Origin of the sequence: Caballeronia sp. LjRoot34 (assembly GCF_964253815.1) — a bacterium.
Taxonomy (GTDB): Bacteria; Pseudomonadota; Gammaproteobacteria; order Burkholderiales; family Burkholderiaceae; genus Caballeronia.
The window spans coordinates 175,996-195,947 of sequence record NZ_CAXUSB020000004.1 but is presented as its reverse complement, the minus strand read 5'-3'; the positions used below and the strand labels follow the sequence as shown (position 1 = coordinate 195,947).

The 19,952-nt window shown below is 58.3% G+C and carries 21 protein-coding genes and 1 pseudogene; 17 read left to right on the top strand and 5 right to left on the bottom strand.

From position 1 onward, the window contains the following. Positions 1–99: 99 nt before the first annotated feature. From ACSQ36_RS41300 to ACSQ36_RS41280, 5 genes are read left to right on the top strand one after another with little or no spacing between them, the layout of a single operon-like run. Positions 100–1,311 (top strand): ABC transporter substrate-binding protein, encoded by a 1,212-nt coding sequence (locus ACSQ36_RS41300; protein ID WP_436186674.1) that lies wholly within the window; start codon positions 100–102, stop codon positions 1,309–1,311. A gap of 21 nt (positions 1,312–1,332) precedes the next feature. After that, positions 1,333–2,205, top strand: coding sequence for a branched-chain amino acid ABC transporter permease (locus ACSQ36_RS41295; RefSeq protein ID WP_436186673.1), 873 nt, complete (start codon positions 1,333–1,335; stop codon positions 2,203–2,205). Position 2,206: 1 nt separating this feature from the next. Continuing rightward, the gene (locus tag ACSQ36_RS41290; protein WP_436186672.1) at positions 2,207–3,196 is read left to right on the top strand and encodes a branched-chain amino acid ABC transporter permease; all 990 of its coding nucleotides are present in this window, start codon (positions 2,207–2,209) and stop codon (positions 3,194–3,196) included. Further along, on the top strand, positions 3,193–3,984 hold the full coding sequence (locus ACSQ36_RS41285) for an ABC transporter ATP-binding protein (RefSeq protein WP_436186671.1): 792 nt from the start codon (positions 3,193–3,195) through the stop codon (positions 3,982–3,984). Before ACSQ36_RS41290 ends, ACSQ36_RS41285 begins: the two co-directional genes overlap by 4 nt. Next, positions 3,981–4,706 (top strand): ABC transporter ATP-binding protein, encoded by a 726-nt coding sequence (locus ACSQ36_RS41280; RefSeq protein ID WP_436186670.1) that lies wholly within the window; start codon positions 3,981–3,983, stop codon positions 4,704–4,706. Before ACSQ36_RS41285 ends, ACSQ36_RS41280 begins: the two co-directional genes overlap by 4 nt. Positions 4,707–5,043: 337 nt before the next feature. Here the strand turns inward: ACSQ36_RS41280 and ACSQ36_RS41275 are convergent, their stop codons facing one another. The 4 genes and pseudogenes from ACSQ36_RS41275 to ACSQ36_RS41260 all read right to left on the bottom strand — a co-directional run bounded on the left by ACSQ36_RS41275 (position 5,044) and on the right by ACSQ36_RS41260 (position 8,063). Beyond that, positions 5,044–5,289, bottom strand: a complete 246-nt coding sequence (locus ACSQ36_RS41275; RefSeq protein WP_436186669.1) for a hypothetical protein — start codon at positions 5,287–5,289, stop codon at positions 5,044–5,046. A gap of 503 nt (positions 5,290–5,792) precedes the next feature. Next, positions 5,793–6,266 carry a hypothetical protein gene (locus ACSQ36_RS41270; RefSeq protein WP_436186668.1) on the bottom strand — a complete coding sequence of 158 codons (474 nt, stop codon included), beginning with the start codon at positions 6,264–6,266 and terminating at the stop codon, positions 5,793–5,795. A gap of 180 nt (positions 6,267–6,446) precedes the next feature. Next, positions 6,447–6,986 (bottom strand): annotated as a pseudogene (locus ACSQ36_RS41265) (SDR family oxidoreductase); the annotation flags it as partial. A gap of 192 nt (positions 6,987–7,178) precedes the next feature. Continuing rightward, positions 7,179–8,063 carry an adenylyltransferase/cytidyltransferase family protein gene (locus ACSQ36_RS41260; RefSeq protein ID WP_436186667.1) on the bottom strand — a complete coding sequence of 295 codons (885 nt, stop codon included), beginning with the start codon at positions 8,061–8,063 and terminating at the stop codon, positions 7,179–7,181. Between the two features lie 251 nt (positions 8,064–8,314). On the opposite strand from ACSQ36_RS41260, the gene ACSQ36_RS41255 reads away from it, so the two are divergent. The 8 genes from ACSQ36_RS41255 (at position 8,315) to ACSQ36_RS41220 (ending at position 15,652) form a co-directional block, all read left to right on the top strand. Continuing rightward, entirely contained in the window at positions 8,315–8,872 is a 558-nt protein-coding gene (locus ACSQ36_RS41255; RefSeq protein ID WP_436186666.1) for a hypothetical protein, read from the top strand. A 415-nt stretch (positions 8,873–9,287) separates the two neighbouring features. After that, positions 9,288–9,791, top strand: coding sequence for a flavin reductase family protein (locus tag ACSQ36_RS41250; protein WP_436186665.1), 504 nt, complete (start codon positions 9,288–9,290; stop codon positions 9,789–9,791). Positions 9,792–9,835: 44 nt separating this feature from the next. Next, entirely contained in the window at positions 9,836–11,320 is a 1,485-nt protein-coding gene (locus ACSQ36_RS41245; RefSeq protein ID WP_436186664.1) for a 4-hydroxyphenylacetate 3-hydroxylase family protein, read from the top strand. 115 nt (positions 11,321–11,435) lie between these two features. Continuing rightward, positions 11,436–12,518, top strand: a complete 1,083-nt coding sequence (gene torT, locus ACSQ36_RS41240) for a TMAO reductase system periplasmic protein TorT (protein WP_436186663.1) — start codon at positions 11,436–11,438, stop codon at positions 12,516–12,518. Between the two features lie 89 nt (positions 12,519–12,607). Continuing rightward, entirely contained in the window at positions 12,608–14,047 is a 1,440-nt protein-coding gene (locus ACSQ36_RS41235) for a sugar ABC transporter ATP-binding protein (protein ID WP_436186662.1), read from the top strand. A 225-nt stretch (positions 14,048–14,272) separates the two neighbouring features. After that, positions 14,273–14,374 (top strand): hypothetical protein, encoded by a 102-nt coding sequence (locus ACSQ36_RS41230; RefSeq protein ID WP_436186661.1) that lies wholly within the window; start codon positions 14,273–14,275, stop codon positions 14,372–14,374. Position 14,375: 1 nt separating this feature from the next. Beyond that, positions 14,376–15,251, top strand: a complete 876-nt coding sequence (locus tag ACSQ36_RS41225) for an ABC transporter permease (RefSeq protein WP_436186660.1) — start codon at positions 14,376–14,378, stop codon at positions 15,249–15,251. Positions 15,252–15,352: 101 nt separating this feature from the next. Beyond that, complete coding sequence (locus ACSQ36_RS41220) at positions 15,353–15,652, top strand: antibiotic biosynthesis monooxygenase family protein (RefSeq protein WP_436186659.1); 300 nt, start codon at positions 15,353–15,355, stop codon at positions 15,650–15,652. A gap of 70 nt (positions 15,653–15,722) precedes the next feature. Here ACSQ36_RS41220 and ACSQ36_RS41215 read toward each other — a convergent pair whose 3' ends face one another. Next, the gene (locus ACSQ36_RS41215) at positions 15,723–16,262 is read right to left on the bottom strand and encodes a MarR family winged helix-turn-helix transcriptional regulator (protein WP_436186658.1); all 540 of its coding nucleotides are present in this window, start codon (positions 16,260–16,262) and stop codon (positions 15,723–15,725) included. Positions 16,263–16,590: 328 nt separating this feature from the next. On the opposite strand from ACSQ36_RS41215, the gene ACSQ36_RS41210 reads away from it, so the two are divergent. From ACSQ36_RS41210 to ACSQ36_RS41195, 4 genes are all read left to right on the top strand, one after another. Beyond that, complete coding sequence (locus tag ACSQ36_RS41210) at positions 16,591–16,902, top strand: Dabb family protein (protein ID WP_436186657.1); 312 nt, start codon at positions 16,591–16,593, stop codon at positions 16,900–16,902. Continuing rightward, positions 16,899–17,831: a cyclase family protein gene (locus ACSQ36_RS41205; protein WP_436186656.1), complete on the top strand. Its 933-nt coding sequence runs from the start codon at positions 16,899–16,901 to the stop codon at positions 17,829–17,831. Before ACSQ36_RS41210 ends, ACSQ36_RS41205 begins: the two co-directional genes overlap by 4 nt. Positions 17,832–17,940: 109 nt before the next feature. Further along, a complete protein-coding gene (locus tag ACSQ36_RS41200; protein ID WP_436186655.1) occupies positions 17,941–18,945 on the top strand; it encodes a CobW family GTP-binding protein in 1,005 nt (334 codons plus the stop codon). A gap of 12 nt (positions 18,946–18,957) precedes the next feature. Continuing rightward, the gene (locus tag ACSQ36_RS41195; protein ID WP_436186654.1) at positions 18,958–19,950 is read left to right on the top strand and encodes a WD40 repeat domain-containing protein; all 993 of its coding nucleotides are present in this window, start codon (positions 18,958–18,960) and stop codon (positions 19,948–19,950) included. The last annotated feature ends 2 nt before the right edge of the window (positions 19,951–19,952 follow it).

Here is a 19,952-nt window from a genome sequence, read left to right as displayed (position 1 = left end):
CGCGCACATTCTTTTACCTGCGGCGGGGCGGGCGGCACGCCATCAGCGTACCGCCCGGCACTTCACCTCAATTACTGATCCACTGATCCGATCCTCATTATGCTCAGCTATTTTTTTTCCGCCGGCCGCAGCGCCACGCTTATTGCACGCGCGCCGCGCCGTGCCGGTTTCACGCCCGCACTCGCAGCCGGAGTAATCCTGTCGGCGAGCGCTTCTTTATTCACCGTTCCGGGTCAGGCAGCGGAGCCGATCCGGATCGGCCTGATCCAGCCGTTGACCGGCTCGGTCGCCTATAACGGCCAGGCGGATGTCAACGGGGCGAAACTCGCGGTGCAGCAGGTCAACAAGGCGGGCGGGGTGCTGGGACGGCCTGTCGATCTCATCGTCGAAGACGGCCAGTGCAATCCCGCCAATTCGGTCGATGCTGCAGAAAAGCTGATTGGAAGGGATAAGGTCGTTGCACTGATCGGTGCATTTTGCAGTTCGTCCACGGCGGCGATCATGCCAGTCGCGAGCAAGTACAAAATCCCGCTGATCACCGGCGTGTCGTCGGAGGCGGACTTGACCGAACGCGGCAACCATTACTTCTTCCGCGCGGCCGAAACCGACGGCTTGCTCGCACAGGCGTTTGCGCCGTTGCTGGCGAAGCAGTTGCAGTTGAAGCAAGTCGCCTATGTCGGCGTCAACGACGACTGGGGCCGTGGCAGCGTCCAGGAATTCCAGCAGGCCTTGCAGAAGGTCGGCACAAAAACGGCTTCCGTCGACTATTTCGATCACGGCACGACGGACTTCTACACACTGCTGACCAAGTTGCGCGCGTCCGAAGCGGACGGTCTGTTCGTCGCCGCCGAAACCCAGGACGGCTCGATTCTCGTCAAGCAGATCAAGGAGCTTGGCCTGAACATCAAGGTGTTTGGCGTCGGCTCGTGGGCCACGTCCGACTTCGTCGGACTGGCCGGTCCCGCCGCTGAAGGAATCTACGCCGCGGTGCCGTATGCCTCGTCGCTTCCGACACCGGCGAACACGGCGTTCGTGAGCAAATACAGCGCGGCCTATCAGTCGGCGCCCGGCAAATACAGCGCTTCCGGCTATAACGCCGTCAACATCCTGCTGGAGGCGATCAAACGCGCGGGCGGCACCGATCCGGAAAAGATTCGTCAAGCGTTGACGCAAACCGACTATCAGGCGCCGAACGGTACGTATCTGTTCACGTCGAAAGGCCAGGCCTATGGATTCAGCGTCGTGCTGGTGCAAATTCATGCCAAGGCGCCGAAGGTCATCTCCACCGCCACGGTCAGTGCACCTCATTGAAATTTGAAACAGGATTAGTTCATGGATCTCTGCCTTCAGTTCCTGGCCAACGGGATTGTCATCGGTGCGTTTTATGCGCTGTCCGCGCTAGGACTCACGCTGATCTTCGGCCTCATGCGCGTGGTGAATTTTGCGCACGGGGAGTTCTACATGATGGGAGGTCTGCTCGGCTGGTTTCTTACAACCCGCCTGGGACTCGATTTCTTTTCCGGCCTCGTGATCGTCGCGGTGACGATGGCTGCACTCGGATGGGTGATCGACCGATTGCTGATCGAACGAGTCCGCGACCAGGGTGAGGAGGCGGGCATCCTGCTGACGATCGGCTTGTCGATTTTCATCGCGAATGCCGCGCTGCTCGTGGTCGGCACCGCGCCGCACAAGGTCTCGGGACCGATGGCGGACGGCCCCATCTTCCTTGGCCCGATCGTGCTCACGCGGATGCGGCTAATGGCTGTCGTGTTGTGCGCGGTGCTGATTGCAGCCGCGCATCTGCTGATCCGTCGCACCACGCTCGGGCGGGCCATGCGCGCGACGTTCCAGGACCCGATGGCGGCCCGGCTTGCCGGCATCAAGACCGAACACGTCTATGCGTCCACCTTCGCGCTCGGCACCGCGCTCGCGGCGTTGTCCGGCATGTTGCTGGGGTCGATTTATTCGACCCAGGTCTCCGTCGGCGGGGCGGTCAGCCTGAAGGCATTTGTCGTGGTGATCCTCGGCGGGATGGGAAGCTTCGCCGGCGCCATCGTCGGCGGCCTGCTGCTTGGTATTGCCGAAGCGATGTGGGGAGGGTATGTGTCCACCAACCTCGTCGACATCATCGGCTTCCTGCTGGTGATCGCCATTTTGTTGTTCCGGCCGTACGGCTTGTTTTCGGTACGCGCGGAGAGGGCTTGAGATGAAACTCGAACGTAACGCGATGCTGATCGCCGGCCTTCTGGCGGCGCTGTTGCCGCTCGTGGTCCACGACTCGTATCTGGTTCACCTTGGCGTCATGACGCTGTTCTATGCAGTGCTGGCGACGAGCCTGAATCTGGTCACGGGCTATGTGGGCGAGTTCTCGCTGGGACACACGGCATTTTTCGGTATCGGCGCCTATACGGCCGCGATTCTCTCGACTCGCTATGGCGTGCCGATCTGGTGCACCGTGCCGTTGGCCGCGCTGGTGGCGATGGCCACGGGCGCGGTGATCGGCGCCATCACGCTGCGTTTGCAGGGGCCGTTCTTCGTGATCGTGACCTTGGCCTTCTCCGAAGTGTTGAGGCTGATTGCGGATAACTGGATCGCCGTTACCAACGGACCGATGGGTATCGCCGGCGTCCTGCAGCCCGACTGGATTGCACGCGCGGGCAACCTCCAGGCGAAGACAGCTTATTTCTACATCATGCTGGGCATCACGGCTGCCGCGCTTTATTTCGCCTATCGCTTCGTTTATTCGAGCGCCGGACGGGCGGCCGTGAGCGTGCGTGAAAACCGCTACGTCGCGCAATCCGTCGGCATTTGGCCGTTCGCGCAAGCGCTGCAGGCGTTCGTACTGGGCGCCACGCTGGCCGGATTGGCCGGCGGATTTTATGCGCACTACATATCGTTCGTCGGCAGTGAAGTATTCAGCTTCGGCTTCATGGCAACCATGATCATCATGGTGCTGGTCGGCGGCAAGGGCACCCTGCTTGGGCCGCTGTTCGGCGCGTTGCTGGTGACCGGGCTGCAGGAATGTCTGCGCGAAGCGCAAGAGCTGAGATTAACGCTGTTCGGCGCGATTGTCGTTCTGATCGTGCTGTTCCTGCCGCGCGGAGCGATGGGCTTCATTTCTACCCGCCGGGAACGGGTCAGCGCCAATGCGCCCGACGTCGTCAAACACGAAACGCTGCCGGGAGGCACGGCATGACATTTTCAGATACGAGCCAGCCGTTACTTCGCGCATGCGGCCTTTCGAAACATTTCGGCGGTGTAGCGGCGGTGCGCGATGTGAGCTTCGACGTCATGCCGCGCGAAATACTCGGTCTGGTTGGACCGAACGGGGCGGGTAAAACCACTTGCTTCAATCTGATTACGGGCTTCTATCGGCCGAGCGCGGGCGAGGTGATATTCCGCGGCCGGAACATCACGGGACTCAAGCCCCATGTCGTCGCCCGGCAAGGCGTGATCCGCAGTTTCCAGAAGACCAATGTCCTCAAGCAACTGTCCGTCTTCGAGAACGTTCTGTCCGGAGGTTACCTGGCCGCGCGTCAGTCGTTGTTCCGCGTGTTCCTGCCCAATCGACGCGTGCACGAGACCGAGCAAAAGGCGCGCAAGGACGCCTGGCGAATCATCGAACTGGTGGGATTGAGCAGGCGTGCCCATGCACCTGCGTATCTGCTGTCGTGTGGCGAAGTGCGCCTGCTCGAGGTGGCGGTAGCGCTGGCCGCGAAGCCGAGCGTGCTGATGCTTGATGAACCAGCCGCGGGCTTGAACAGCCAGGAGGCCGTGGCGTTGGGCAAGGCGCTGCGCCACCTGCGTGACAGTGAAGTCGATTCGATCGTATTGGTGGAACACAACATGAATCTCGTGATGAGTACCTGCGACCGCCTGGTCGTGATGCACTTTGGCGAAAAGCTCGCCGAGGGCAGTCCTGCGGCTATCTTGCAAGATCCGCTGGTGATCGAAGCCTATCTCGGCAAGGCGCGTGCCGCATGAGTGCTCCGACCCAACCTATCCTCGCGGCCTACGATATCCACGTCGCCTATGGAAAAACGCCCGCATTGCATGGTGTCTCGGTTGAAGTGGCGCCGGGCGAAATCGTTGCGCTGATCGGCGCAAACGGTGCGGGCAAGAGCACGATGTTGCGCGCCATTTCCGGCTTGCTGCCGCTCAGTTCAGGGACGATAACCTGGAATGGCAACCCCGTCGGGGGCGTGGCGGCCGACCGTATCGTGTCCTCGGGGATCGCGCACTGCCCGGAAGAGCGGCATATCTGGCCCGTGATGACGGTGGTTGAAAACCTCGCGCTGGGTGCGTATCTCTGCCGTTCGCGTGAACTCGTGGCAAGTCGCATGGAATTGGCGTTCGAGCGCTTTCCGCGCCTGCGCGAACGACGTGGCCAATTGGCAGGCACACTGAGCGGCGGCGAGCAGCAAATGCTGGCGATCGCCCGGGCGCTGATGTCGGAGCCCCGCATGCTGCTGCTCGACGAACCCAGCCTCGGCTTGAGCCCCCGAGTGGCGCAGGAAATCCTCGATGTGATCCGCGAGATCAATGCTCACGGTGTAACCGTATTGCTGGTCGAGCAGAACGTGCATAACGCGCTCGCTGTTGCGGAGCGCGCATATGTGTTCGAGACCGGCCGAGTCATTGCTGAACGAAGTGCGGCAAGCCTGCTTGACGACCCGCAGGTGTTGGCCGCTTACCTCGGCGGTTGACGCGTCGTCGTCTCAGGCGAGTGTGGACGGGGCGGCGGATGGACGGTGCGGGGGGGCTCCGCCACGTCGAGGCATTCACGGATCGGATCCTGCGCTGCACGCGATTGGACTACTCCTGCTGCGTTGGCGCGACGGAACAAGAATAATGGCCTCGGGAACAATCGTTGCTCCGTGTTTGACCCCTCTCAATGATGACCTCAGAGGTAACCGAATGGCAAATCCAAAAACGCTTCCCATGCGCCTGGCGGCGGCGAACTGAACGAAATCGACGAGAAGGATCAGCACCAGGTTGACCGCGTCGTGCCCCGCCAAGGAGACGCGAGCGAACACGACATGGCTACGCATCGGGACAAAGTCGCGCCCAATCGAGACGATGCGGGAAACCGTCCTCGCCCACTGTCATGGGCGCCTGACGACGCCAGGCAACGGCCACTAGCCAGCCGCTGCCGGGTGTCGACAAACACCAAATTCTGACCGGTGGTTTATTAGTTCGCCGCCATTGGGCGATATCCTGCGGGCCGCCCGTCGCGATGGCGAGAACTATCTCGCGCCCGCGGCGACTATTTCCCATCAGCATCAGCATGCGCGCTCCAGAGGACAAGGAACCGTTGCGCCCTGTCAACACTTCATAGGTTTCTCTGTGACGACGACCGCAGCGGCAGCGCACAGGAAATGCCGTGCACGATGCAACAGCCCGCAACGTTGGTCGATGCGAGCTGGACGATCGAGACATCCTTCTGCAAAAGCCAGACAGTTGCGAACGTCGACGTCGCTTCCAGCAGATGGGCGGGGAATCGAAGTCTGGCGTCGTGGACTGCCCCGTTCGAGCAGCCATAACCGTGTTAATTAACCACGCCGAAAAACTATGGGCCGCTTGTGCTACCTTTTCCCGGTGTGTGCACACCGGTGATTGGGTAGTCGTCCGCATTGAAGGTCAGGCGAGGTTGCGCGGAAAAATCCGCACGCGGCGGTGCGTAGATATCGATCATCCAGGTCACGCCTTCGCTTATATCCTGTGACGTATGAATTACGCCAGCGGGGATGGCTATCATTGATGGACTACCAAGCATCAAGATGCAGGTCGTCCTACCAGGCGGTCGAGTCGGCGGTCCAAGGGGTGCGCAGGTGATAGACGAAGTTCCCAGCGAGGGTCAGGACTATCTGTTCGAAGTTCTCGTGACTGTGGGGCGACAGGCGACGCGCATCCCGCCGTACGGTTTTTCTTTCGAATACGTTGACCATCAGGTTAGTGCTTCGGAATACCCGGCCACGGGCTTCACAGTCAAGCGGATAGACGTTCAGACGCATGATGTTCGCGTGTACCGGTCCGTCGATAAGCGGTGCAACCTCGGGCGCACCGTTCGCGTACGCGGCTGCATTACTTGCTAAGTCCGCGAACGGATGGGCGCGGCTTGAAAAGATCCGTGCAATGAAACCGTGATCAATCGCGGTAGTCGTGCTCGCGCCCGGTGGCACGATCACGAGAGAATCGGGGGCGATCTGCAGTGTTTGACCGCCGGCCAAAACATCCGCGCTCACCCCGGGCGGCAGTAGCAGCATGTGCTCATCGGGTCCGCTATTGCAACAAAACGATTGTCCGGGGCTCACCTCCGACACCGCCACAACAAGATTCGCTCCCCGGATAATCCATGTTCCCGCGCCGTCTGCTTCTCGGACTTGAGGCGGCGTACTGGTAACTTCGATGAAAGACGGTTGTCTCGCCATGTTCTTCAGTTGTTTCTAGATTGATGGAATCAGGCCGCCGTCTACCCGGATCGCCGAACCCGTTACGTACGATGCCCGTTCGCTGGCGAGGAATGCCACGGCATCTCCGTATTCCTCCGGCTTGCCGTAACGTCTCGCCGCGATGCTACGGGTGCTTTCTCCAACGACCTCCTCGACGCTTCTGCCTTCGCGCAATGCCCGCGCTTCGTCGAGCTCGCGGATGCGTCCTGTCGCGACTCGCCCCGGCAAAATCACGTTGACGGTGACACCGTCGGCTCCTACTTCATTTGCGAGGGTCTTTGACCATCCGACTAGTGTCGACCTCAACGCATTCGAAAGGCCGAGGTTCGGATTTGGACTGACTACGCCCGAGGACGTACTGGTAATCACGCGTCCCCAGCGGCGCGCGCGCATGCCTGGGAAGACCCAATCAGTAATCGAAATTAGGCTGAGGACCATCGAACGAAAGTGTTTTTCCCAGCCCGCCGGGTCAACCCCGGCAGCGGACGTGGGTGGAGGGCCTCCGGAATTGTTCACGAGAATGTCGACCTCGCCGACTGTCTGCGGAGCACAACGGCGGCCGACGACCCACTGGGTCCCGTATCGTCACGCAGATGTTTTTTGCCCATTTCGAGAATCGCGAAGTTATTTAAACCTCAAAGCTTGCTTCAGTCACCCATTTGAAGCCGTCGCTCGCCGGCAGCCAAGGCTCCAACGCTCCTTTCAAGTCGATCAGGCTTGCACGCTTCATCTTACGCGCGCGTTCGTTTCTAGAGGACTCAACATTTCAATCGTAACGATTCGTTTACGGTCGACTGCGATCGACGCTTCAAGCTCAATCCACGCACCCACTTCGGGAAAAGGGTCATCTTGACGACCGCGCACTATTCGAAGTGTCCCGTGAATCGGCTCGATAGCAGCTCCATGCAGACGTATTGAAAAAAGGCCGATGGGTAAAAATGTCTTGGCAGCACTGTGGAGTTTCAAAGGATCCTTGCCGGACAAGGGCGAGCTTCCCCGCGTTGGAGTCAGTCGTCCTGAAACGCTGTATGAACGCCCCAGCATTTTGCGTGCGCTGTCGAGATCTGCGTGTTGAAGGGCGATCCGTACTCGAGACGACGAGATCGGCTGACCCTCGACATAAAGAGACGGGACGGCTTCAACATGGAAACCGTAAAGACGTCCCGCTCGCCTGAGCCTGTCCACGTCACCTTTGCGTTCGGCGCCAAAGCGAAAATCACAGCCGACTGTTATCCATCTCACATGAAGGGCCTTCACAAGGACGTCACGAATGAACGCGTCGGCGGTCATCCGCGAAAACGTTTCGTCGAAACGTTGATAGATAACCCGGTCAACGCCCGCTTCCGAGAGAGCAGCAAACGTATCCCGAAGGTTTGATATGCGCGCACCGATCCGCGCGCAATGCATACTGGCAGACCCGCGATTGGCAAAGAAGTCGCGCGGATGCGGGGAAAAGGTCATCACTGCCGTCTCGATGCCCAACCAGGTCGCTGCCTGCTTTACCTTCTTAAGCAGCGCCTGATGCCCGAGGTGCACGCCATCGAACTTTCCTATCGTCATCGCGATCGGGAGGTCGTCGGCGTTTCTGCGGAAATTGCGAACTAGTTTCACGTCTCGAAGCATCTCAATAAAATGCGTAGACAAACATGGGCAGCTACTCATCTTTGCCCTGCGGCACAGATTTTTCCACGACGATTGAGTATCGATTAATAGCTATGTAACATAGCTATATGAGGCGCTTAAGTCAAGTAGGCGGGGTGCTCATCTCAACGGTCGTCCGGCGGACACCTTGTTCCGGCGCTCCCTGTGCCTTCCATCCAGCGACATCTTCAAACCCCAACTATCGATAAGGGCCTTCTCTCATGGCGATTCAGAATCAACCCACTCCCGGTGAGCGCATCCACTCCTATATCCGCGCCAAAGACGGCAATCGGCCCAGTCTGGCTTATCGCACTTTCGCCAGTCACGCTGTGGTCGACATGCACGTCAAAACCTCGACTATCCAGTTTCCCTCGGTGCTGAAGGGCGTGGATGCCATTGCGCAAGAACTGGTTCGAAACTTTGCGACGCGTTACGAAAACATTTACACCTTCTGCCTTGGAGCACCGCCGCCCGCAGTGAAGTGGGATGAATTCACGTGCGACTGGTTCGTATGCATGTCAAACAAGTCCGATGGCGCGGTTCGTGTGGGCTGTGGCGAATACACGTGGAAGTTTTCAGCCGCCGCAGACCGGCGCGTCGAGAGGTTTCGAATTGTAATAGAAGCAATGACGGAGCTGCCCGCAGGCGCTCGCGATCCAGTCATCGATTGGGCCGAGTCGCTGGCGTATCCCTGGTGCGCCTCCGATGAAGCGGTCGAGGGCTTGCGCAAACTAGGTGGGCTGGATGACGTGGTGGCGTTTCTGGTCCGCGGATCCTGAACGCGGACCGTCAATAGTCGCCGCCACCCGCCAAGCTAGCGCATTCGCGCTTCAAAAGTCAGTCGGCCGGGCATCACGCCCCACCGGAATCTTCAAACGCTTCCTATGCCGAGCGCGTCGCGCGTCCGCCGGGGTAGCAAGCTTACGCGGTTCCAGTTCCCCCGCACGTTTGCACCCAAAGAGCGCCAAGGGAGATGCAACCAAACATTTCTATCCGGAAAGTACAAATTCTTGACATTGCTATTTTGAATAGCTAACTTACAAAGGTAGTTTGCTGTTTATGCAGGAATGTTACTGACTGGGTTCTTCATTGGGTTGCCCATGAGGTCGCCGAGATGCCATAGCAGACAGTCGCCGTTCGACGCCGGAGCGTGTCGGATGACGAAGCCATTGGACCGGAATGAAAGGGGAAATCGTGAACATCGCAGCAAAGGTAGATGACATCGATCCACGTGCATTTCGCGACGCTTTGTCTGAGTTCGCAACGGGCATTGCGGTTGTCACGACCACGGCGGAAGATGGCGAACGTATTGGCATGACAGTAAGTTCATTCAACTCCGTTTCGTTGGAGCCCCCGCTCGTATTGTTTAGTATTGCTCGTAGTGCGTTCAGTTTGTCCGCATTCGCGCGCGCTGAACGGTATGCGGTGAATCTGCTGCATGCCGAGCAGGTGGACGTTTCCTCTCGGTTTGCACGCGCACTGGCCGATAAATGGGCATCACTCGAGATTACTAGTTCTGCAAATGGAAGCCCGATTTTTCCGGATGCGCTGGCGGTCTTCGAATGCACGCAATTCGCACAATACGACGGGGGCGATCACGTGATCTTCGTGGGTCGAGTCAGCCGATTTGTGAAGAACGGCGGTCGCCGGCCCCTGTTGTTCTTTCGTGGCGGCTACCACGCAATCGCTGAATGTTAAATCAAACACGGCGCCGTCATTGTGCGCCGACAACGGAGTTCGCTATGGTTAGGGTTAAGGATGGTTCCAGGCATCTGGCAAGTTTAAAGGACGGCCGCGACGTTTACATCAATGGTGGTCGCGTTGACGATGTCACCACTCACGCAGCGTTCCGCAATTCCGTGCAGACCGCGGCATCGCTGTACGATTTTCAGGCAGCGCCCGAGAATATCGACCTGATGACCTATGTCAGTCCGGATACCCACGACCGGGTCAATCGCGCGTGGCAGTTGCCGACCTGCTACCGTGAGCTGGTTGAGCGCAGAAATGCCCTCGAGCAATGGTCCGAAGTACATTTCGGGTTTCTGGGACGCTCGCCAGATCATGTTGCATGCTGCATCAGCGGGATGTACATGGGAATTGATCTGTTCGAGCAATACGACAAGAGACGCGCACAGGCGGTGCGTGAATATTATCGGTACGCCCGCGACAATGACCTGTACCTCAGCTATGTGATCGTCAATCCCCAAGCGGATCAGTCACGCGCCACGCATGAGCAAGCGGACCCGTATCTCACGCTGGGCGTGGTCGATGAAGACGCGCAGGGCATTACCGTGCGCGGAGCAAAAATGCTCGCCACAGCCGGAATCATGTCCAATGAGCTGTTTGTCGGTTGCGTTCAACCGATGCGGGCGGGCGACGAACGGTATGCGGTTTCATTTGCAGTGCCGATGAACACAAAGGGCCTGCGGATCGTTTCACGCAAGTCCTACGAGGAGTCGGCTACCTCTGTGTTCGACAATCCGCTCTCCAGTCACTTCGATGAGAACGATGCGATCGTCTATTTCGACGATGTCAAGGTGGAATGGGACCGCGTGTTCGTCAATCAGGACATCGAGATGACGCACAAGCAGTTCCACGATATCCCGGTACATGTCTATCAAAACTATCAGTGCCAGATTCGGCTTCTTGTCAAGATGCGCTTTCTGGCGGCACTTGGTAAAAAGATGACTGAAGTGAATGGCACAAACAACTTTCCGCAAGTGAAAGAGACACTTGGCCAGCTTGCTGCGGAAGTGGGACTCGTAGAAGGTCTGATGTACGGGATGGAAGCGAAAGGCCAGATGGCGAGCGGCTATTTCATGCCGGACCGGGCGTTGCTTTATTCCGCGCAGGTCCTGACGCAACAGCTGTACCCAAAGGTCATTCATGTGCTGCGCGAACTGGCGGGCGGCGGCATGATCATGTTGCCGTCGAGCGTCGAAGACTTCGCAAACCCAATGCTGGCTGAAATCATTTACAAGACTCAAAAGTCTTCCTCCGTATCTCCGGAAGAGCGCGTCAAATTCTTCAAGCTTGCGTGGGACGCCGTTGGCTCTGAATTCGGATCTCGCCATTTGCAGTACGAGATGTTTTATAACGGCGCGAATTTCGTCACTCGCGCGAATGCCTATAGAACGTTTGATTGGACCAACGGCGCCGCGTTGCTGAATCGCTTGCTCAACAGCTATCCGACGCCCAGTGCCTTCGCAAAGCGTGCCGCACCCTGACCGCGGGCAAAATGTTTTCGAATATGGATCAAGTTTGTTGGTAAGTTATGCTTATAAAAAATTGTGAATAGTAGTGACCGCCTTTTCCAAACCACACCTATCGAAGGGGAATGCAATGTTTCTGAGGAACTTGTTGAAATGCAGCCTGCTGTTCGCAGGATTCTTGCTTGCATTTGGCGATACCGCGATGGCAAAGACCAGCGAAGACTGGTCGATTCCAGTGACGAATACTATCAATGGCGCGCAGGTCGACGGGGTTTGGACGCCGATCGCCAAGAACAAGATCACCAGGCCGTGGCATCTCTGCGTGCTGCTTCCGCACCTCAAGGATTCGTATTGGATGGCAGTCGACTACGGCGTGACTTCCGAGGCGTCACGCGATCGCGCCACCATGCAGGTGTACGAGGCGGGAGGCTACGGCAATCTGTCGACGCAGCTAAACCAAATGGACAACTGCATCGCACAGCGTGCGGACGCTATCGTGATTGGCGCCATCAGTTCAGACGGGGTCGGAGGGCTGGTGGAGAAGGCGTCGAAGGCGAACATTCCGGTTATCGATGTCAGTAACGGCATCAAGAGCCAGCTGGTTTCCGCGCATGCACTCGTCAGCTGGTATCAGGCGGCCAACGCGTTAGGCAAGTACATTGCCAACTCCAACAAGGACAAGAAGGTGGTGGTGGGATGGTTTCCGGGCCCTCAAGGCGCAGGCTTCTCAGACGATGCAGTGCGGGGTCTCGCGGACGCGCTCAAGCCGGCGACCAATGTCCAGGTAGCTGTGACACGTCGTGGAGATACAAGCCTCAATGTGCAGCTCGACATGATCCAGAACGCACTGCAGGCCTATCCGGACATCAACTATCTGGTGGGTGTCGATATTGCCGCAGAAGCCGCGGTCGTGGCAGCCCGCAACGCGAATTTGACCGGCAAGGTGCAAATCGCCTCGTACGTGATCATCCCGCCGGTGTACGACGCTATTGCTCGCGGTACGGCAGAGGCTGCCGTGACCGACTTCACCGCCATGCAGGGCCGCATGGCGGTGGATATGGCGATACGCACGCTAGAACATCAACCCTTGCCTTCGACCTATTCCGGCCCGCGTCTCACCATCGTGACAAAGGACAACATTAATTCAATTCCGCGTGAAGAAATGTTTGCCCCGGTGGGCTTCAAGGCGGTCTTTTCGGTTGACGGAAAATGAGTGGGTCCGGACAGGCGATTAAAGGGGAGGAGATTGCTTCTCTCCAAGGCGCATGGAAATACTATGGCTCCTTCGCGGCGCTGAGGGGTATGGACATTTCCCTGCGAAGCGGCGAGGTCCATATGCTGCTGGGCGAGAACGGCGCTGGCAAGTCCACTATCGTGGGTGCGCTGATCGGCAGTCACTCGCTCGACCAAGGCTCCCTGACGATTCGCGGCCGCCGGGTAGAACATTTTTCGCCGACCGATGCGCGTCGTCTGGGACTCAACGCGGTGCTTCAGGACTTCAGTCTTGCGCCGTCCCTGACGGTTGCGGAAAATTACTTTCTGGGGTGCGAATCAACACGGTTCAGCGTGTTGAAGAAGGCGGAAATGCGCCGGTTCGTGAACGAAAGGCTGATCAAGTTTGGTGTCGATCTTGATGTGAACAAACCCGTTTCGGCGCTGAGCAGGGCGGAACAGCAGCTTCTGGAAATCACGCGTGCGGTTGGCGGGGTCCCCGGTGCGCTCATTTTGGATGAGCCCACCGCTGCCCTGAGTCACGGGGAAAGCGAGCGCCTTTTCTCGATTGTCGATCAGCTCAGGCACGACGGATGGGCAGTGCTCTACATCACTCATCGGCTCGAAGAGATGCGTCGACTCGGCGACCGGGTGACGGTGGTGCGCAATGGCGAACTCATCGGCGTCCATGACATAGCGAGTGTCAACGATGAGCATTTGATCCGGGAAATGGTGGGACGGCCGCTGACGACGTTTTATCCGGAAATCATCGCGAATCCGGGCGAGGTTGCGCTTCAACTAAACGAAGTGCGCACGTCCGACGGAAAACTCGACGGCGCCAGCATCCGCGTCCGCCGCGGTGAAGTAGTCGGCATCGGTGGGCTGGTCGGATGCGGGAAGGCCGAGCTTGGCCGTGTTTCCTTCGGGCTAATCAAGCCCGAAGGCGGGGTCGTCCAACTAAAAGGCGAATCGGTCGCGGGACAGAAGCCAGCACAATTGCTTGCGAAGGGTGTCGTGTATTTGCCGCAGGATCGGCGCGGCGAGGCATTGGCTCTCAATCGCAGCATCGGCGAGAACATTGTGCTCGAAGTGGTTCGTTCGCGCGATTACAGCGTGTTCGGCTGGTTGCGGGCAAAGCCATTGGAACGACTGGTGCAAGGCATCATCCAGCGGCTCGATATTCGTCCGACCAATGGGCGCGTCAACGTGGAGAGCCTGTCCGGGGGGAATCAACAGAAGGTCGTTCTCGGGCGTGCGCTCACGCTGAACCGTGACGTTTACATCTTCGACGAACCTACTTCCGGTATCGATGTCAGCGCAAGGCTCGATTTCTATAACCAGATCAAGCTGTTATGTGAAGCTGGCGCCGCTGTCCTTTTGATTACGTCGGATCTGCAGGAGCTTATTCATTTGTCACACCGCATCTATGTGATGCATGGGGGCAAGATCGCAGCCGAACTCGTTGGCGATGAATGTACGGAAGAGACTGTCGTCCGCTATGCGTTCGGTGATGAAGCAGTAGCCGCCTGACCAGTTTGAGAGAGGGGATATGTCGGTATTTCAATATAGATACCGAAGTATTTCAACAGCGGGAATTGGGCGGCGTTCAGCCTGATGAACATTTTTTGGCTGTGGCTTCGCCGGAAGTGCTTAACGCGCACGGTGCCGAGTCAGGTGAGTTGATAAGGGGAAGAAAATGAAGAAACGGTCGGTATTGCCCGTCGGGCCCGGGGTCCAGAGTCAATCGGGAAGCGGTTGGAATCTACAGCGCGTCGTTGGAAAAGTAGGCGTGTTGCCGTTGCTGATCCTGCTTGCGATTCTGGTTTTTCAATTGGGAAACACGCGCTTTCTGAGTGAGGTGAACGTCCTCAATATCTTTCAGCAGAGCATTTATCTTATGTTGATTGCCGTCGCCCAGATGCTGGTCCTAGTCTCGGGCGGCTTCGATCTCTCCGTCGGCGCAGGTGTGGCACTGACAAGTATCGTTAGCGCAACGGCCATGGTCGCTGTGCAAACATGGATGCCGGGAAGCCCGATCCTGGCCGTCTGGGCCGGTGGCGGCGCTGCCGTCGTGGTCGGGTTGTTCACCGGCGCGTGTAACGCGATCGGGGTCAGCGTGCTGGGCGTCAATCCGTTCATCGTCACGCTCGCGTCCGCCTCCATCTTGTCGGGCATTACGTTGATTATCAGTCAGGGTGTGCAGGTCGGAGGCCTTCCGGATCCCTTCGTGTACACAATCGGCTCGGGCTTTATTGGCGGAGTGCCGGTTGCCGTGCTGCTTGCATTGCCCGTGCTCCTGCTCGTTTATTTCGCGGTCAACATGACGCGCTATGGACGCTTCCTGTTTGCAACCGGATCGAATCCGCGTGCGGCCTTCGTTGCCGGCGTGTCGGTCAAGGGGACGCTGGCGGTCACCTACATCATGTGCGGGGTGATCACGGCTTATGCGGGGTTTTTGCTCACCGCTCGCGTTTCGTCGGGAGAACCGCAGCTTGGCGCGGAATTCCCGTTGCGCTCCATCGCTGCAGCCGTTATAGGCGGCTGCTCCTTGCGAGGTGGCCAAGGGACGGTCATAGGCGCTGTGTTGGGCGCGCTCTTCGTGACAATCCTGGCCAATGGTATGGACTTGCTGCGATTTGGGTCGAATTATCAAATGATTCTCATCGGACTCGTACTGGTCGGCGCGGTGCTCCTCGACCGCTATCAGACTTCATCGCGTGCTGCTGCTCGCTGAACTTTTTTGAGGCCGAGCGTTGAACGAGCGCCTTTAAAGTCGCGCAGCAGTTCAGCGGATTCACGCCCCGTTTGCAATCCTTGTCTTTGGAGAATCACAGGATGTTTTTAGAAATCTGCCAGATGGATATCAAGCCAGGCCTTGAAGCAGAGTTTGAAGCGGCGGTTGCCAAGGCCGTGCCTTTCTTTCAGCGTGCGGCCGGTTGCAGGGGCATGGAATTGCGCGGATCAATAGAGCGGCCGGGACGATATCGTTTCATGGTCAAGTGGGAGCACGTCGACGACCACCTCGCGACGTTCCGCAACTCTGCCGACTTCCAGGCGTTGCGCGGTTTGATCGGCCATTTGATTGATGGCGCCCCGGCTGTGGAGCATACGGTGGAGAAAGTGAGCGGCTTCTAATCGTCGGATTGCACGGATGCGGACCGGCGCCTCGCCGGATTGGTCCCCTGACAGTGCGATTGCCGATCCCTCAGACAGCTTCCTTGCGCTCCGTCTTCGAATAGAAATCCAGGAGCGCAAGCGCCTCGTCGCCATGCGATACGAGCCGGCTCATCACCGAGCGGAGCATGACAAATTCATCTCGCGTAATGCTCGAAAAAAGCACGTCGTTCACGGGTGCCTGAAACTTCTTCAGATCCTCCAGGTGGCGGCGAGCGGCGGCCGTCAACTTGAGGCGTACCCGGCGCCGATCCACCGGATCGTTCGTTTTTTCGATGGTACCGTTCGATACCAGTTTGTTGACTTCGCTCGTGACGAAAGCCCCGCTGAAATGAAGATGTTCCGCCAGCGCATTGACGCCGACGCCGTGAGATGCCTGCAGATATGCAGTTGACATTACGATCCGGAACTGCGTCTGCGTCATTCCGATAAGGTTTCCCAAACCCGACTCGACGGCGCCTATCCGTGCAGAGAATGCAAGCAAGTCATGTACGAGCACGCGGAATTCCGCATCCGCTCCCTCGTCTAGCAGTTCCTCGCGCGTCACCGTTGGAGTTGACTTTCTGGCCATTCGTTTTCCTTTCCTAGCGATGTAAATTAACTATTATGAAACGCTTTCCCGACCCCGCGCAACCCTCGCGTCCACGCGTCAAAATACATTCGGAAGTAACCGCGAGCTGTCGTATAAACGCCTTGACGAAGATATTATAGATAGCTATGTTACGAAGGTACATGGAGATAGTGGTCTGAAGTTTTGTTCATGCGGAAGCAGGTGTCGCGAGTGGGGCCTGCGACCATGCCGACTCGAACTTCTGCGGCGGACAGACGGCGCAATTCTGGCGCCCATGTACTCGGAGCCCACGGGCGTGATCGCTTGGATAATTTAGTGAGGTGTTTAATTGATTCGTCATATTTTCCTGTGGAATGTCGTTAAGGGTGCGGACCCGGAAGAAGTCGTGCAAATCCTGAACGAACTGCCGCGTGTCATTCCAGGCACGCGTGGGTGGAGCATCGGCAAGCATGAAGGCGCGCCGGGCGCGTCCGGAGATCTGTGGGACTACGGGTTGACTACCGACTTCGATTCGTTCGAGGATCTCGAACGATACTCCAACCATCCGGCTCATACTAAAGCGGTCGAACGTTTGCTGCCCATGTTCGCAGCGCGTGCTGTGTGTGATTACGTTTTGGCGCCCGAAGGAGAAGCCTCGTGAGCACAACGGCCAACGAAACTCCTTCGGTGGGAATGAGTCCCTGGGGACCGGAAGACCAGCAGGGCGCGTTGAATCTGATGACCGCCGACTCGCGCAACGCCATCATGTCGCGTGTCGATGCTTCGCGTGTCTATGACCTGAGCGTCGACTACTTCCTCGGCATGCCCAGCTTTCAGGCTGCCGGGGATCCCGCATATCAGATGTGGATGACGCACACGCCGGGTGGGACGGTCGTCGACAATCTGAACGGCGCTGGCGAGCGACTCAACAGGTGCTGTGGATATTCGGGCGACGTGGTCTTGATGTATACGCACACCGGTACCCACATCGATGCGCTCAATCATTTCGGCTATGGCCGCAAAATTTACAACGGTTTCGATGCGGACACGCATCTCGGCAGCCGCGGTTGGCAGAAAGGCGGTAGCGAGCAAATCAGCCCTATCGTTGCGCGCGGCGTGCTGCTCGATATCGCCGCACTCAAGGGCGTCGACTGTTTACCGCCGTCCTACGGCATTACCGTCGACGATTGCGAGGCAGCGGTAAAGCGGCAGGGCACGCCAGTGCGGGAAGGAGATGTCGTGTTGCTGAGAACCGGGCGTATGCGATATTGGCCCGATGGTTCCAAGGTATTCGGGGATAGCCCGGGCGTCACCGTGGAGACAGCAAGGTGGATCACCGCTCAAAAGGCCGTGGTCGTCGGCGCGGACAATGAGGCAGTCGAACGCACCCCCGCTAACAACGACAATCTATGGCTGCCGGGTCACATCCATTTCCTTACCGAAGCGGGTGTTCCACAGATCGAGTGTCTCGACCTCGAAAGCCTATCTCGTGATCAGGTGTACGAATTTGCATTCGTCGGAGCGCCGATTCGCCTTCGTGGCGCAACCGGCTCGCCTATTCGCCCTTTAGCTTTCCCGCTTCGTGCTTAGCTCAAGCGTTGTCACCATCTGAAGCCTGCCCGCGCGCTTCAGGCGCCGCGGCAGTCAGCATCCGGGAATGTCTAATGCGGGCAGAGTCCGGCTTACGAGGGTCAAGTAAATGGATGAGAGAGTTCCGGTCACCGTGCTCACGGGTTACCTTGGCGCGGGCAAGACAACGCTGTTGAATCGCATTCTCACGGAACCGCACGGCCAGCGCTACGCCGTCATAGTGAACGAGTTTGGTGAGGTCGGTATCGACGGCGACCTCGTCGTGGGAGCGGACGAGGAAGTTTTCGAGCTCAACAACGGCTGCGTCTGCTGCAATGTGCGCGGCGATCTCATACGCATCATTGAAGGTCTCATGCGCCGCAAGGGCAAGTTCGACGCCATTATTGTGGAGACGACGGGTCTTGCCGATCCTGCGCCTGTTGCTCAAACTTTCTTCGCCGATGATGCAATCAGCAGCCTCGTCCGGCTAGACGCAATGGTTACCGTCGCAGATGCGCGCTGGCTGTCCGACCGGCTGGATGATGCGCCCGAAGCGCGAAGCCAGCTTGCGATGGCCGATGTAGTGTTGCTCAACAAAACCGATCTGGTCACACCCGCTTCGCTTGAAGCGACAGAGCGCCGCATCCGCGCGATCAACCCGCTGGCAAAGATTCACCGGACGCAACGCTGCTCGATGGCGTTGTCGGACGTGATCGGGTTGGGGGCATTCGACGTCGCCCGCATCGAAGATATAGAGCCGGATGTGCCCGCCCGGAAGCCTACCGGCACTCATCACCACGGCCACCATCACCACGATCATCATGCTCACGACGACGACATCCAGTCTTTGAGTATTTTCGCCGACGACCCCGTCGACGGCAAGAAATTCATGGCTTGGTTCGAGCCGTTCATTGCCGCGCAAGGGCGGAACGTGCTGCGTTGCAAGGGTATTCTTTCCCTCGTCAACGATCCCGAACGCTTTGTCTTCCAAGGTGTCCATATGATTCTCGAAGCGAACCACCAACGTCGGTGGCGTGATGGTGAACCGCGTTCGAGCCGGGCAGTTTTTATAGGACGAAATCTTCCCGTGGCTGTGATTCAAAGCGCCTTCGATGAATGCTTAGTGAGCGGCTAGGGGCGCCCGCACATGTTAGAGACTGAGTTTTTCGTCGACAGCGTCCGAACCGTCGAAAGTAGCGATGCAATCGTCGCCGCAACGTTTTTTCGCGGCGATGCCGTGTTCACGCGTGCAAGCGGCGGCGCCGAATGCATCGGGCAGCGGGGTGATCAGTGGCAACTGAATTGCGGTCCCGGCGCGATTCTTTGCATCACCGCGGATGACTCGAGACTGGTGGCAGGTTGCGACAACGGGCTCCTTGTATCGAGTTCGGATCTGCGGACGAGCGATGTCATCGGGAAAGATGCAAGGCGGCGATGGATCGAGCGTGTAGCACTCGGTTCTTCCTCGCTCGTCGCGTGGTCAGCGGGCAAGGATGTGACCGTAAGAAGCGAGGCCGGTAGCGAAGCGTCGTTTCAGGTCGATTCAGCAGGCGGTGGCATGGCATTTCTTGGCCAGAATGCGCGCCTCGCGGTCGCGCATTCTGGCGGGATAACGTTGTGGTCGCCCGATCGCCCTCCGGAAACCCTCGAGAAGCCGGGCGTGCACACGGAACTCCTGGCTAGTGCGGATGGCAGGTTTCTCGTGAGCGCGATGCAGGAATCGGTCGTCAACGGATGGCATCTCGCCGATAAAAAGTCGATTCGATTTGCGGGCTACAGCGAGCGCGTGCGAAGCATGGATTGGACATGCGACGGACGTTGGCTGGCGACCTCCGGTGCCGAGCGATTGATGCTGTGGCCTTTGCAAGTCGATCAAAGCATTCGTGGCCCCACCATGCCGCTACTGTGGGCACCGTACTCGGAGAGGGTAACGATCGTCGCCTGCAACCCTGTACTAGAAATCGTCGCAACGGGCTATGCGGACGGACTGCTGCTGCTCGTCAGGGTCAGGGATGGCGCTGAGATTGTTCTGGCCACTCCGCGGGGAAGCTCAGTCTGTTCGCTTGCATGGGATCGGGACGGCGTGCGCCTAGCGGTGGTGACAAGCGACGGGAAGGCGCAACTACTGTTCTTTCGATGACC